This is a genomic window from Tardiphaga sp. GW821-FHT12E02 (assembly GCF_058807155.1).
In genome coordinates this window covers 5,497,005-5,510,352 of the sequence record NZ_JBXAQK010000001.1, presented here as the reverse complement: position 1 = coordinate 5,510,352, position 13,348 = coordinate 5,497,005, and the positions used below count along the sequence as shown (strand labels likewise).

Annotated in this window: 10 protein-coding genes; 7 read left to right on the top strand and 3 right to left on the bottom strand. The window is 62.8% G+C overall.

Annotated elements, in window-relative coordinates; genetic code table 11:
- Positions 1-83 precede the first annotated feature (83 nt).
- The 3 genes from AC1RQ5_RS25855 to AC1RQ5_RS25845 all read right to left on the bottom strand — a co-directional run bounded on the left by AC1RQ5_RS25855 (position 84) and on the right by AC1RQ5_RS25845 (position 4,484).
- On the bottom strand, positions 84-1,397 hold the full coding sequence (locus AC1RQ5_RS25855; protein WP_493202798.1) for a cobyrinic acid a,c-diamide synthase CobB: 1,314 nt from the start codon (positions 1,395-1,397) through the stop codon (positions 84-86).
- Positions 1,398-1,575: 178 nt separating this feature from the next.
- Complete coding sequence (locus AC1RQ5_RS25850; RefSeq protein WP_493202797.1) at positions 1,576-3,120, bottom strand: acyl-CoA synthetase; 1,545 nt, start codon at positions 3,118-3,120, stop codon at positions 1,576-1,578.
- Positions 3,121-3,308: 188 nt separating this feature from the next.
- Positions 3,309-4,484 (bottom strand): acetyl-CoA C-acetyltransferase, encoded by a 1,176-nt coding sequence (locus AC1RQ5_RS25845; protein WP_493202796.1) that lies wholly within the window; start codon positions 4,482-4,484, stop codon positions 3,309-3,311.
- Positions 4,485-4,616: 132 nt separating this feature from the next.
- Between AC1RQ5_RS25845 and AC1RQ5_RS25840 the strand changes: the two genes are divergently transcribed.
- The 7 genes from AC1RQ5_RS25840 to AC1RQ5_RS25810 all read left to right on the top strand — a co-directional run bounded on the left by AC1RQ5_RS25840 (position 4,617) and on the right by AC1RQ5_RS25810 (position 13,294).
- Positions 4,617-5,291: a TetR family transcriptional regulator gene (locus AC1RQ5_RS25840; RefSeq protein ID WP_493202795.1), complete on the top strand. Its 675-nt coding sequence runs from the start codon at positions 4,617-4,619 to the stop codon at positions 5,289-5,291.
- A gap of 230 nt (positions 5,292-5,521) precedes the next feature.
- Positions 5,522-6,280 (top strand): SDR family NAD(P)-dependent oxidoreductase, encoded by a 759-nt coding sequence (locus AC1RQ5_RS25835; RefSeq protein ID WP_398484215.1) that lies wholly within the window; start codon positions 5,522-5,524, stop codon positions 6,278-6,280.
- 210 nt (positions 6,281-6,490) lie between these two features.
- Positions 6,491-7,294 (top strand): enoyl-CoA hydratase/isomerase family protein, encoded by an 804-nt coding sequence (locus AC1RQ5_RS25830; protein WP_493202793.1) that lies wholly within the window; start codon positions 6,491-6,493, stop codon positions 7,292-7,294.
- A 69-nt stretch (positions 7,295-7,363) separates the two neighbouring features.
- Positions 7,364-9,235, top strand: coding sequence for an AMP-binding protein (locus AC1RQ5_RS25825; RefSeq protein WP_493202792.1), 1,872 nt, complete (start codon positions 7,364-7,366; stop codon positions 9,233-9,235).
- A 177-nt stretch (positions 9,236-9,412) separates the two neighbouring features.
- Positions 9,413-10,540 carry an acyl-CoA dehydrogenase family protein gene (locus AC1RQ5_RS25820; protein ID WP_398484209.1) on the top strand — a complete coding sequence of 376 codons (1,128 nt, stop codon included), beginning with the start codon at positions 9,413-9,415 and terminating at the stop codon, positions 10,538-10,540.
- Positions 10,541-10,681: 141 nt separating this feature from the next.
- The gene (locus AC1RQ5_RS25815) at positions 10,682-11,929 is read left to right on the top strand and encodes an acyl-CoA dehydrogenase (RefSeq protein ID WP_493202790.1); all 1,248 of its coding nucleotides are present in this window, start codon (positions 10,682-10,684) and stop codon (positions 11,927-11,929) included.
- 138 nt (positions 11,930-12,067) lie between these two features.
- Positions 12,068-13,294, top strand: coding sequence for an acyl-CoA dehydrogenase (locus tag AC1RQ5_RS25810; protein WP_493202788.1), 1,227 nt, complete (start codon positions 12,068-12,070; stop codon positions 13,292-13,294).
- Positions 13,295-13,348: the final 54 nt, after the last annotated feature.

The following is a 13,348-nucleotide window of genomic DNA, read 5'->3' as shown; positions in this document are numbered from 1 at the left end:
CCAGTAAACGCCGTCGGTACGGTGCGTACTGGGTCACCCGGTCAAGCCGGGTGACGACAGTTGGAGCGCGGTGTGCCACCGCATTACGCCGCCGCAATCGCGTGAAAGAATGTCCCGGTCACATGGCCGCGCCGTCCGCCGCGTTCGGGCAGGGAATGGCCGTCGGCATTGGTGAGTTCGACCAGTGGTTCGTCGTGACCGATGTCGGTCAGCGAGGCATAGTGGAATTCATGGCCGCGCACGATCATGCCAGTCGATCCGATGACGCTGTCCACCAGCAGCCGCGCCTCGCGATAGCCGAGATGCAGTTTCCGCTTCTGGAAGCTCGTCGTATGGCTGAGGAGCCCAGTCATCGCATGACGCTGGCCGTCGGCATCTTCCAGTCCTTTGCCAAGCACCATGTAGCCACCGCATTCGCCATGGACAGGCCGCGTCTGTGCGAAGTGCACAAGCCCTTCTTGGAACGTCGTCGCAGCTGCGAGCGCGCCGGCATGCAGTTCCGGATAGCCGCCGGGCAGCCAGCAACTGTCGCATTTGTCCGGGGGGGCTTCGTTCGCAAGCGGTGAGAAACGGACGATCTCGGCGCCCGCATCGCGCCAGCCCGCGATGAGATGCGGATAGATGAAACTGAATGCCGCATCGGAGGCGAGCGCGATGCGCTGGCCCGGCGGCGGCAAAGCGGTCGCTGTCGCGTTAAGCGATGACGTCTCGATCGGCGCGGCCAGCGCGAGGATCGCATCGAGGTCGAGGTGTGTTTCGGCCATGTCAGCGAGCGCAGTGATGCGCTTGGCGAGATCGCCATGCTCGTCCGCCTGAACCAGACCGAGATGGCGCTCCGGCAGAGCGAAAGCGGCATCGCGCGGCACAGCGCCGACCACAGGAATGTTCAGTGTCGCGATGGCGTCGGTGATGAGCTTCTGGTGCCGTTCGCTGCCGACGCGATTGAGCACCACGCCAGCGACGTGAACGTCGGGGCGATGCGCCGCAAAGCCCCTGACGACCGCTGCTGCTGATTGCGATTGCGCGGTCACGTCGAGCACAAGGATGACAGGCAGACGAAATTGCGCCGCGATGCTGCCGCTCGATCCGTCGCGATCGGGATTGGCCGGTACGCCATCGAACAGGCCCATGACGCCTTCGACGATGACGAGGTCGGTGTTGTCTGTCGCCCGCGCCATCAGCGTCTGCAGCAGCGGCGGCGGCATGGTCCAGCTATCGAGATTGACGCAAGGCGCGCCCGTTGCTGCGGCGTGAAAGGCGGGATCGATATAATCAGGCCCGGCTTTGGCCGCGCGCAGCCTGGTGCCGCGCCGCGCCAGTGCGGCCAGCAGGCCAAGCGTCACCGTCGTCTTGCCGGCGCCAGAGCGGATGGCGGAGATCAGGATACCGGTTGTCATGGGAAGGTTCGCAGCATCGCGGTGGATTACTGCGGGAGGAGGCAAGCCGCAAGCAGCCTAACTCCCTTGTCGTCGCCCGGCTTGACCGGGCGATCCAGTCAACTCAGTCAGTGCGGTGTGTACTGGGTCACCCGGTCAAGCCGGGTGACGACAATTAGAGGCGGCGGGGCGATCGATTTTACGCCGTCGCCGTTTCCTTTTTCGGCCAGTACTTGTCCCGCAAATGGCGCTTCACCAGCTTGCCGGTCGGCGTGCGCGGCAGTTCCGGCTCGAAATCCACGCTCTTCGGGCATTTGATCGGCGACAGGTGTTTGCGGCAGAACGCGATCAGCTCGGCTTCCAGTGCCTTGCCGGCGCGGTTCATGCTGTGGGGCTGCACCACCGCTTTCACCTCTTCACCCATCTCGTCATTGGGTACGCCGAACACAGCGACGTCAGCGACCTCCGGATGGGTAATCAGGACATCCTCCGTCTCCTGCGGATAGATGTTCACCCCACCGGAAATGATCATGTAGGACTTGCGGTCGGTGAGATAGAGGAAGCCCTCGGCATCGACGTAGCCGACATCGCCGAGCGTCGACCAGCCGCGCGCATTATAGGCGCGCTTCGTCTTCTCGGGATCGTTGTGATAGCTGAACACCGGTGTGTCGGCGAAATAGACGGTGCCGATCTCGCCCGTCGGCCGTTCCTGATCCTCTTCGTCGAGAATCTTGACGCTGCCGACCACCGCCTTGCCGACGGTGCCGCGATGGCTCAGCCATTGCTGCGAATTCGAGACGGTGACGCCGTTACCTTCGGAACCGGCGTAATATTCGATCAGGATCGGCCCCCACCAGTCGATCATCTTCGCCTTCACATCGACCGGGCAGGGCGCCGCCGCATGGATCGCGCCTTTCAGCGAGGACACGTCGTAGCGCTGGCGGATTTCGTCCGGCAGTTTCAGCATGCGCACGAACATGGTCGGCACCAGCTGCGACTGGGTGATCTTGTGCGTCTCCACCAGCTCGAGGAATTTCTCGGCGTCGAATTTCTCCATGATCACCGAGGTGCCGCCAAGCGTGATGGTCATCATGTTGAAGCGCAGCGGGGCTGCATGATAGAGCGGCGCCGGCGACAGATAGATGCTGTCTTCGGCCATACCGCACATATTGGCGCAGAGCAGTTTCAGGAACGGGTTCGGTACGTCGATTGGTGAATTCTCCGAGGCGCGCTTGATGCCCTTGGGGCGACCGGTGGTGCCGGACGAATACAGCATGTCGTAGCCGGCGATCTCGTCGGCGATCGGCGTGGTCGGTTGGGTCGCGAGTGCGGTGTTCCAGTCGCGAAAACCGGCGCGCGAGCCATCGACAATGTAGAAGACAGGTTCGGCCGCATTGGTAATCAGCGGTGCGATGACGTCGGCGCATTGTTCGGAGGTGATGACGACGCGGGCGCCGCAGTCTTTCACGATATAGGCGATCTCATCACCGGTGAGATAGCGGCTGATGGCGGTGTAATAGAGCCCCGAGCGCTGTGCGGCCCAGCAGATCTCCATAAATTCGAGCCGGTTTTCCATCAGGAGTGCGACGTGGTCGCCGGCCTTCAGCCCGAGTGAGCGGAACAGATGCGCGCCGCGATTGGAGCGTTCGTCGAGCTCGCGATAGGTGAGGGCCGCGCCGGAGCCGGCCATGCGATAGGCGATCTTGTCGGGATTGGTTTTGGCGTGAAGCGACGGATGGGTCATGGGTGTTTCCTCTTGGAAGGATCGGCGGGTTGGCCCGCTCGTGTTCTGCTCAGCTATCTCAGTATGTCATCCCCGCGAAAGCGGGGATCCATAACCTCTGTCGTCAGAGGTGAGGGCTGAGGCTTCTCCCTCAGCTAATCACTTCTTCGGTGTCTATGGGTCCCCGCTTTCGCGGGGACGACACCGAGTTACAGCCGCTCCACAATCGTCACATTGGCCATGCCGCCACCTTCGCACATGGTCTGCAGGCCGTAGCGCTTGTTCTGCTGCTTCAGCGCATGCACCAAGGTCGTCATCAGCTTGGTGCCGGAGCCGCCGAGCGGATGGCCGAGCGCGATCGCGCCGCCGTTCACGTTCAGCCGCGATGGATCGGCGCCGGTCGCCTGCAGCCAGGCAGTCGGGATCGACGCGAAGGCCTCGTTGACCTCGAACAGATCGATATCGTCGATCTTCATGCCGGCCTTTTCCAGCGCGCGCTTCGTAGCCGGCAGCGGGGCTTCCAGCATGATGACGGGATCGCCGCCCATCACGCTCATATGGTGGATGCGCGCCAGTGGTTTGACGCCGAGCTGCTTCAGGCCTTTCTCATTGACCACGAGCACGCCCGAGGCGCCGTCGCAGATCTGGCTCGCCGAGGCGGCAGAAAGCCGCCCGCCATTCTCGTTGATCAGCTTGACGCCCTTGATGCCGTCCAGGGTTGCGTCGAAGCGGATGCCTTCGTCGATGTGATGCGTATCGGTCGAGCCATCCGCGCGGGTGATCTGCAGCGGCACGATCTCGTCCTTGAAACGGCCGGCTTCGGTGGCCGCAATGGCGCGCTGATGGCTCTGATAGGAATAGCTGTCGAGATGATCCTTTGACAGGTCATATTTCTGCGCCACCATTTCAGCACCGGTGAACTGGCTGAACTGGATGTTCGGATAGCGCGCCTGGATGTTCGGGCTCATATAATTGCCCATGCCGGCCTTGGAAGCCAGGATGCTGGGCGAGCCCATCGGCACCCGCGTCATGCTTTCGACGCCCGAGGCGATCACGATATCCATGGCGCCCGACATGACCGCCTGCGCCGCAAAGTGCAGCGCCTGCTGTGACGAGCCGCACTGGCGATCGATGGAGGTGCCCGGCACGCTTTCCGGCAGCTTGGACGCCAGCACGGCATTGCGCGCCACATTGACGGCCTGTTCGCCGCCCTGGCCGACGCAGCCCATGATCACGTCATCCACCAGTGCCGGATCGACGCCCGTGCGATCCACCAGAGCGTTCAACACGGAAGCGGCAAGGTCCGCCGGATGCCATCCGGCCAGCCGGCCACCCTTGCGGCCACCTGCGGTGCGTGCGGCGGCGACGATATAGGCCTCGGCCATGAGCGTTCTCCCTGGAATTTTGTTGTTGTGATGGGCGTGGTGTTGGGCGGATTTAACGGGGCGCATTCATTTTAGTCAATCGGTCAATTAACTCTTGAGTGCGGTCGTATCTTCGTATTATCTGCGGCTCCCATGGCAGCGACTCCCAGCCCATCCCAAGCCTCAGTACGTCACCCGGTCGGCAAGAATCCGACCGCGGACAAGCTGTTGCTCGCGGCGAGCGAGTTGATGATCTCCAGCAACTCCATCGAGGTGTCGCTGAGCGAGATTGCCCAGCAATCGGGCGTCAACGCTGCGCTGGTGAAATATCATTTCGGCAACAAGGATGGTCTGCTGCTGGCGCTGCTCGAGCGCGACGCCGCCAATGAGATGACCAATCTGGAATATCTGCTGGAGCAGCCGATCACGGCCACGGCAAAGCTGCGCCTGCACATCGGCGGCATCATCAAGGCCTACAACCAGTTCCCCTATATGAACCGGTTGATCCACTATCTGCTGCATGAAAGCAGTGACAAGTCGGCGGATGAAGTCTCGAAGTTCTTCGTCGGGCCGCTGCTCAGCTTCCATCGCCGCCTGCTGGCCGAGGGCCACAAGACCGGCGAATTCCGCGTGGTCGATCCGGTGCTGTTCTACACCAGCCTGATCGGCGCCTGCGACAACCTCTTCTTCAGCCGTCATGCCATGTCGCGCGCCATTGGCGTCGGCCCGGTGACGGATGATGTGTGCCGCGCCTATGTGGCGCATCTCGAAATGCTGCTGCTCGACGGCATGCTGACAAACAAGAAGGCGGGCGCCAAAGCCCGCTGACAACCGAGCTCAAGAAGAAACGGCCCAAGGACAGACTGCAAAAACAAAAGACTTGAGGAAGCGCCCAAGGAACTCAACAAAAACAACAATAAGAAAAAATAACAAAACAGATTCCATCAAGCTCGCAGTTCAAGACCAATAAGAAACGCCCAAGGACCATTTCTTCTTTTTCTCTTCGCGACCTAACGATTCAAGAAAATACCAGAAACGCCCAAGGAAAGGCTCTTCCCATGCAGCTCAAAGACGTAGCCGTATTCATCACCGGTGGTGGCTCGGGCCTCGGCGCCGCGACCGCACGCGCGATGGCCGCCAAGGGCGCCAAAGTCGCCGTGTTCGATCGCGCCGCTGACAATGCCGAGAAGGTCGCTGCCGAGATCAAGGGCGTCGCCTGCGTCGGTGACGTCACCAGCGAGGCCGACGTCAAGGCAGCTCTGGCCAAGGCCGCCGCTGCTCACGGCACCGCACGCGTGCTGATGAACTGCGCCGGCATCGGCGGTTCGCAGCGCATTGTCGGCAAGCAGGGCGTCTATCCGCTGGAGAAGTTCACCAATGTGATCATGGTGAACCTGATCGGCACCTTCAATTGCCTGCGTCTGTTCGCTGAGCAGCTTGCCACCGCGGAAGCGATCGGCGAAGAGCGCGGCGTCATCATCAACACCGCATCGGTTGCGGCCTATGAAGGCCAGATTGGCCAGATCGCCTATTCCGCCTCCAAGGGCGGCGTTGTGGGTCTGACCTTGCCAGCCGCGCGCGATCTTGCTTCGCAGAAGATCCGCGTGAACACCATTGCGCCGGGCCTGTTCCTGACGCCGCTGCTGATGGGCCTCAATGAAGAAGCCCGCGCCAGCCTCGGCGCGCAGGTGCCGCATCCGGCCCGTCTGGGCGACGCGTCGGAATACGGCAATCTCGCGGTTCACATTGTCGAGAACCCGATGCTGAATGGCGAGACGATCCGTCTCGACGGCGCCATCCGCATGGCTCCGCGGTAGTGGTTGTTTCCCCTCTCCCGCTTGCGGGAGAGGGGGCCTGAGCGAAGCGAAAGGCGGGAGAGGGGCAGTCACAAACTCAGAGCGTCGCTGCTCCCCCTCTTCCGAAAGAGGTTTCGTCTAATTCCTGCGCTCCTCTCTCCCCGAGGGGAGAGGGGACTACAACAGGCGCCCGAAGATGCCGAAAAACAAAGACGGGTAGGAGTAACGCACGTGGCATCCCCACTGCTGATCGACCATGACGACGGCGTGGACCGGGTGACGCTCAATCGCCCGGAGAGCCTGAATGCGCTCGATCCCTCTCTGATCGATGCCCTCAACGATTACTTTCAAAGCCTGCAGCGCAATCGCAAGACCCGCGTCGTCGTGCTCCGCGGCGCCGGCGATAATTTCTGCGCCGGGCTCGACCTCAAACATGCGATGGCCGCGCGTGGCCAGAATGCGCCGCGCACCGTTACCGAGTCGCTGGATTCGCAGCGCCGCATCGCCGACATCGTGATGCTGATGCGCCGCTGCCCGCAGCCGATCATCGCGCTGGTGCAGGGCGCAGCCGCCGGCGGTGGATTCGCGCTGGCGCTCGCCGCCGATATCCGCATCGCCTCAAAATCTGCGCGGATGAACTGCGCCTTCATCAAGCTCGGCCTTGGCGGTTGCGATATCGGCACCAGCTATTTCCTGCCGCGTCTCGTCGGCGTGTCCGTGGCTTCAGAGCTGATCCTCACCGGCCGTTTCATCCATGCCGATCGTGCGCTCGCCGTAGGTCTCGTGTCGGAAGTCGTCGCTGACGGCGAGCTCGACAAGGCCGCTGCGCCCTATGTCGATGCGATGATCTCAGCCTCGCCGGTCGGCCTGCGTCTCTCGAAGGAATGCATCAACATGGCGGTGGATGCCGGCTCGATCGAGGCCGTCATCGCCATGGAAGATCGCAATCAGGTGCTGTGCAGCCGGTCCGAAGATTTCGAGGAGGGCATCCGCGCCTTCATCGAGAAACGCAAACCGGTTTATGTGACGCGCTGAGAAGATGAAACCGACACAAGGTCCAGATAAAGAGACTGTGGTCGGCCAAGCCGTTCTGGGAGGAACGCAATGAACGTGCAGGCCGCGGCACAGACCAAACCCGCCTTCCGCAAGGTGCACTGGATGGAGCGCGACATCGATGTCGAACGCCGTCCGGATGGGGTCATCGTCATGAAGTCGCGCGTCCCGCTGATGGCGCGTGAGCCGCATCTCGCTGCGCCGCTCGCGAAGTGGGCGAAAGAGCGTCCCGATCTTACCTGGCTCGCCCAACGCGCTGGTGATGACCGGCAATGGCGCCGCGTCTCCTATGCGGAAGCCAAGCGCATTGTCGATGGGCTCACGCAGGCGCTGCTCGACATGAAGCTGGCCTCGGAAGGACCAATTGCGATCCTGTCCGGCAACTCTATCGAACATGCGCTGATGACCATGGCGGCGATGCAGGCACGGCATCCGGCGGCGCCGGTGTCGCCGGCCTATTCGCTGATGAGCCAGGATCATCTCAAGCTCAAATATCTGTTCGATCTGGTGAAGCCTGCGGCCATCATGGTGCAGGACGGACCGACCTTCCAGAAGGCGCTGGATGCGCTCGATCTCACCGGCATCAAGGTGATCCATGTGTCGCGTCCGCCGGAAGGGATCGCGAGCGTGTCATTCGCCGATATGGCCGCGACCAAGGTGACCGGCGACGTCGCTGACTCGATTGCGGCGATCACGCCGGACACGGTCGGCAAACTGCTGTTCACGTCGGGATCGACAGGCCTGCCCAAGGCGGTCATCAACACCCAGCAGATGATGTGCGCCAATGCGGCGCAGATGATGCAGACGCGTCCGCGCCAGCCCGGTGCGCAGCCGCCGGTCTATCTCGACTGGATGCCGTGGAATCACACCATGGGCGGCAATGCGCTGTTCAATCCGCTGCTGGTCGATGGCGGCACGCTGTATATCGACGACGGTCGCCCGATGCCCGGCATGATCGACGAGACGCTGCGCAATTTGCGTGAGATTTCGCCGACCTACTACGCCAATGTGCCCGCCGGTTATGCGGCCATCGCCGGCGCCCTGGAGAAGGACGAGGATCTCGCGCGCTCCTTCTTCAAGAATCTCGGCATCATGGGCTATGGCGGCGCGCGTCTCCCCGACGATCTGTTCGACCGCATGCAGGCGCTGGCCGTGCGCGCCTGTGGCGAGCGCATCGTGTTCTATACCGGCTGGGGCTGCACCGAGACGGCGCCGACCTCGACCGGCACCTATTGGGACACCGAGCGCGTCGGCCTGATCGGCCTGCCGTTTCCGGGCGTCGAGTTGAAGATGGTGCCGGTGGACGCGAAATATGAACTGCGCCTGCGCGGCATCAATGTGATGCCCGGCTATTACCGCCAGCCCGAGCTGACAAAAGCCGCCTTCGACGAGGAAGGCTTCTACAAGATCGGCGATGCCGGTGTGTTCGTCGATAACAACGATCCGGTGAAGGGGCTGATCTTTTCCGGTCGCGTGGTGGAGGATTTCAAGCTCACCACGGGCACCTTCGTCCATGTCGGCTCTTTGCGCACGGATATCATCGCGGCCACAACGCCTGTGGTGCAGGACGCGCTGATCACCGGGCAGGACCGCGAATTCATCGGCGTGCTCGCCTGGCCGAACCTGCCGGCGTGTCGCATCCTGATCGACAGGCCGGATGCGAGCTTTGCCGATGTCGTGAAGCACCCGAAGGTGCTTGCCTGCTTCAAGGACGGTCTGCGTGCCCATAACGCCGCATCGGTCGGCGCCAGCAGCCGCCGCATCGCGCGCGCGATGTTCCTGGTGGAGCCGCCCTCCATCGACGGCAACGAACTGACCGACAAGGGCTACATCAACCAGCGCGCCGGCCTCGAACGCCGCGCCGCTGATGTGGCGGAGCTTTATGCAAAGCATCCGGGTGAGGATGTGATCGTGCTGAAATGAAGATGTAATCCCACGCTCCGATGTCATCCCCGCGAAGGCGGGGATCCATAGACACCGGAGATTTGGGTGAAGCTTTATCGGGGCGGCCCTGCCGTTTCGATTGCGCGGACAGAGGCTATGGGTCCCCGCCTTCGCGGGGACGACCAAGATAAAATTCGAACGAAGAGAGACACCGCCATGAATTTCGATTTCTCCGACGATCAGAAACAGCTCCGCGACGAGGCCCGCCGCTTCCTCACCGAAAAATGCCCGCCGAAGGCGGTGCGCGCTGTGATCGATGGTCAGGCGCCCTATGATCGCGAGCTCTGGAAAGGCCTCGCCGATATGGGCTTCCTCGGCGTCGCGATTCCCGAAGCCTTTGGAGGCTCGGGCGCCGGACATCTCGAACTCTGCGTGATCGCCGAGGAAATGGGCCGCGCGCTGGCGCCGGTGCCGTTCTCCTCCACCGTCTATCTCGCCGCCGAAGCGCTGCTGCTCGCCGGCTCCGATGCCCAGAAGCAGAAGTGGCTGCCGGCGATTGCGCAGGGCCATGCGGTCGGCACGCTGGCGCTGTTCGAAGGCACCGGCAATCCGTCGCCGAAGGCGGTGAAGCTCACCGCCACCAATGGCGTACTCAACGGTACCAAGAAGCCGGTCGCGGACGGTGCCATTGCCGACTTCGCCATCGTCGCCGCGCGCACCGCATCCACCGGCCGCGACAGCGACATCGCGCTGTTCCTCGTCGATCTCACCTCCGAGGGCGTCGAGGCCAAGGCGCTGACCTCCATCGATCCCTCGCGCAACCAGGCAGAGATCACCTTCACCAATGTCAAGGCCGAGCCGCTCGGCGCTGCCAGCGAAGGCTGGAGCATCCTCTCCCAAGTGCTCGACCGCGCCGCGGTGCTGATCGGCTTCGAGCAGGTCGGCGGGTCCGACCGCGCGCTGGAGATGGGCCGCGACTACGCGCTCGACCGTATTGCCTTCGGCCGCCAGATCGGTTCGTTCCAGGCGGTGAAGCACATGCTCGCTGATATGTATGTCTCGGCGACCTTGGCGCGCTCGAATTGCTATTACGGCGCCTGGGCGCTCTCGACCAATGCCGCCGAATTGCCGGAAGCAGCAGCTGCGGCCCGCATCAGCGCGACGCAGGCGTTCCAGCATTGCTCCAAGAACAACATCCAGGTTCATGGCGGCATGGGCTTTACGTGGGAATTCGACTGCCACCTCTATTATCGCCGCTCCAATGCGCTCGCCGTTGGCCTGGGCTCGCTGAGCTATTGGGAAGACCAGTTGATCGAACGCATGCGCCAGAAGAACGCGGCTTAACTCCGTGTCGTCCCCGCGAAGGCGGGGACCCATACACACTGAACCAGCAATAAGGGCTGTGGCGTCGCCCAGCTTCGTAACAAGAGACGGTGGTTATGGGTCCCCGCCTTCGCGGGGACGACAATCATCAGGGATCGCGACATGAATTTCGATGACACCCCGCAAGAAGCCGAATTCCGCGCCAAGGCGCGCGCCTGGATCGCGGCCAATGCGCCACGCGAATATGAGGACGAACTGAAGAAGGCCGCACTCGGCCGCATTCAGCTCAAGAGCGCCAACATCCTTGAGGTCGCGAAGGCCTGGCAGAAGAAGAAAGCTGACGCCGGCTGGGCCGTGCCGCACTGGCCGAAGGACTATGGCGGCCGCGGCGCATCGCCCATCGAGCGCGTGATCTGGCAGCAGGAAGAGGGCGTGTTCGGCAAGCTCGGCGCGCTCTTCATCATCGGCCATGGCATGTGCGGCCCGACCATGATGGCCTATGCGCAGGAAGAACATAAGCTCCGCTACCTGCCGCCGCTGGCTTCTGGCGAAAACATCTGGTGCCAGCTGTTCTCCGAACCGGCCGGTGGCTCCGATGTCGCGGGTTTGCGCACGCGTGCGGAAAAGGATGGCGACGACTGGGTCATCAACGGCCAGAAGATCTGGACCTCCGGCGCACATCATTCGGACTATGGCATCCTGATCACCCGCACCGATCCCACTGTACCCAAGCACAAGGGCCTCACCATGTTCTTTCTGAACATGAAGAGCCCCGGCGTCGAGGTGAAGCCGATCAAGCAGGCCAATGGCCAGGCCGAATTCAACGAGGTCTATTTCACCGATGTCCGCATTCCGGACTCGCAACGTCTCGGCGCCGTGGGCGACGGCTGGAATGTGTCGCTGACCACGCTGATGAATGAGCGCATGGCGATCGGCGCCGGTGTCGCGACCGGCTTTCCGGAGCTGTTCGACTTCGTCAGCAATCTGACGCTGGAGGATGGCCCGGCGATCGACGATCCCGCTGTGCGCTCGAAGCTCGCCAACTGGGCCGTGCGTGCCTCGGGTCTTCGTTACACGAGTTTTCGGTCGATCTCCGCACTGTCGCGCGGCGAGCGGCCAGGCCCGGAAAACTCGATCGGCAAGCTTGTTGCTGGCGCCATGCTGCAGGATGTCGCGACCTATGCGCTCGATCTTCAGGGTGCGGCCGGCGTGCTGAACGGGCCGGAGGATGCGGAAGTTGCCGGCAAATTCCAGGCGATGCTGTTGCGTTCACCGGCGACGCGTGTCGAAGGCGGCACCGACGAGATCCTGCGCAATATCATCGCGGAACGCGTGCTGGGCCTGCCCGGCGACATCCGGGTCGACAAGGACGTGCCGTTCAACAAGATCCCGACGCGGGGACGCGCATAAACTCCGCCTTCATGGTGAGGAGGCGCGCAGCGCCGTCTCGAACCATGGCGGCACACGCAGAGCCAGGCGAACTCATGGTTCGGGACGGCGCCAGGTGACGCCTCCTCACCATGAGTGACAGAGAGAAAGACGAGAGCCATGAATTTCGATGACACGCCGCAGGAAGCCGAATTCCGCGCCGTCGCGCGCAAATGGATCGCTACCAATGCGCCGAAAGAGCTCGAGGCCGAGCTGTCGAACCCCAATGCCAAGCGCGATTCCATGCTGGGCGCGTCCAAGGCGTGGCAGAAGAAGAAGGCCGATGCGGGCTGGGCCTGCCTGCACTGGCCGAAGGAATATGGCGGCCGCGGATCGACGCCGATCGAGCGCGTGATCTGGCAGCAGGAGGAGGGCGTCTATGACAAGCTCTCCCGACCCTTCGCCATCGGTCAGGGCATGTGCGGCCCCACCGTCATGGCCTATGCCACCGAAGACCAGAAGCGCCAGTACCTGCCGCCGCTGGCCTCCGGCGAAAAGGTCTGGTGCCAGCTGTTCTCCGAGCCTGCCGGCGGCTCCGACGTCGCGGGTCTTCGCACCCGGGCAGAGAAGGATGGCGATGACTGGATCATCAACGGCCAGAAGATCTGGACCTCCGGTGCGCATTATTCCGATTACGGCATCCTCATCACCCGCACCGACCCCAATGTGCCCAAGCACAAGGGCCTCACCATGTTCTTTCTCGACATGAAGAGCGCAGGCGTCGAGGTGAAGCCGATCAAGCAGGCCAATGGCATGCAGGAATTCAACGAGGTGTTCTTCACCAATGTCCGCATTCCCGACAGCCAGCGTCTCGGTGCGGTCGGTGATGGCTGGAACGTGTCGCTCACCACGCTGATGAACGAGCGCATGTCGATCGGCGCCCGCGTCCACACCGGCTTCCCCGAGCTGTTCGACTATTGCAGCAATCTGATGCTCGAGGATGGTCTTGCCATCGACGATTCCAATGTGCGTTCGAAGCTGGCGGGTTGGGCGGTGAAGAATTCCGGCCTGACCTATACCAGCTACCGCTCGATCTCGGCGCTGTCGAAAGGCGAGCGTCCGGGTCCGGAGAACTCCATCGGCAAGCTCGTCTCGGGCATGATGATGCAGGACATCGCGCAGTTCGCGGCCGATCTGCAGGGCGCGTCCGGCGCGCTGGTCGGCACGGACGCGGAAGCCGACGGCGAATTCCAAGCGACGATCCTGTCCTCGCCGTCGATGCGCATCGCGGGGGGCACGGACGAGATCCTGCGCAACATCATCGCGGAGCGCGTGCTGGGCCTGCCCGGTGACATCCGCGTCGACAAGGATGTACCGTTCAACAAGGTGCCGACCAGGGGACGGTAACGCCCAAAACTCCGCCCTCTCCTGAGGAGCGCGCCACTCGGCGCGCGTCTCGAA

What these genes read in the sequence shown, in the direction of transcription:
- AC1RQ5_RS25845 (WP_493202796.1), bottom strand. Translation starts at nt 4,484, where the DNA reads ATGGCCGAGGCCTATATCGTCGCCGCCGCACGCACCGCAGGTGGCCGC.
- AC1RQ5_RS25850 (WP_493202797.1), bottom strand. Translation starts at nt 3,120, where the DNA reads ATGACCCATCCGTCGCTTCACGCCAAAACCAATCCCGACAAGATCGCC.
- AC1RQ5_RS25855 (WP_493202798.1), bottom strand. Translation starts at nt 1,397, where the DNA reads ATGACAACCGGTATCCTGATCTCCGCCATCCGCTCTGGCGCCGGCAAG.
- AC1RQ5_RS25820 (WP_398484209.1), top strand. Translation starts at nt 9,413, where the DNA reads ATGAATTTCGATTTCTCCGACGATCAGAAACAGCTCCGCGACGAGGCC.
- AC1RQ5_RS25835 (WP_398484215.1), top strand. Translation starts at nt 5,522, where the DNA reads ATGCAGCTCAAAGACGTAGCCGTATTCATCACCGGTGGTGGCTCGGGC.
- AC1RQ5_RS25815 (WP_493202790.1), top strand. Translation starts at nt 10,682, where the DNA reads ATGAATTTCGATGACACCCCGCAAGAAGCCGAATTCCGCGCCAAGGCG.
- AC1RQ5_RS25840 (WP_493202795.1), top strand. Translation starts at nt 4,617, where the DNA reads ATGGCAGCGACTCCCAGCCCATCCCAAGCCTCAGTACGTCACCCGGTC.
- AC1RQ5_RS25810 (WP_493202788.1), top strand. Translation starts at nt 12,068, where the DNA reads ATGAATTTCGATGACACGCCGCAGGAAGCCGAATTCCGCGCCGTCGCG.
- AC1RQ5_RS25825 (WP_493202792.1), top strand. Translation starts at nt 7,364, where the DNA reads ATGAACGTGCAGGCCGCGGCACAGACCAAACCCGCCTTCCGCAAGGTG.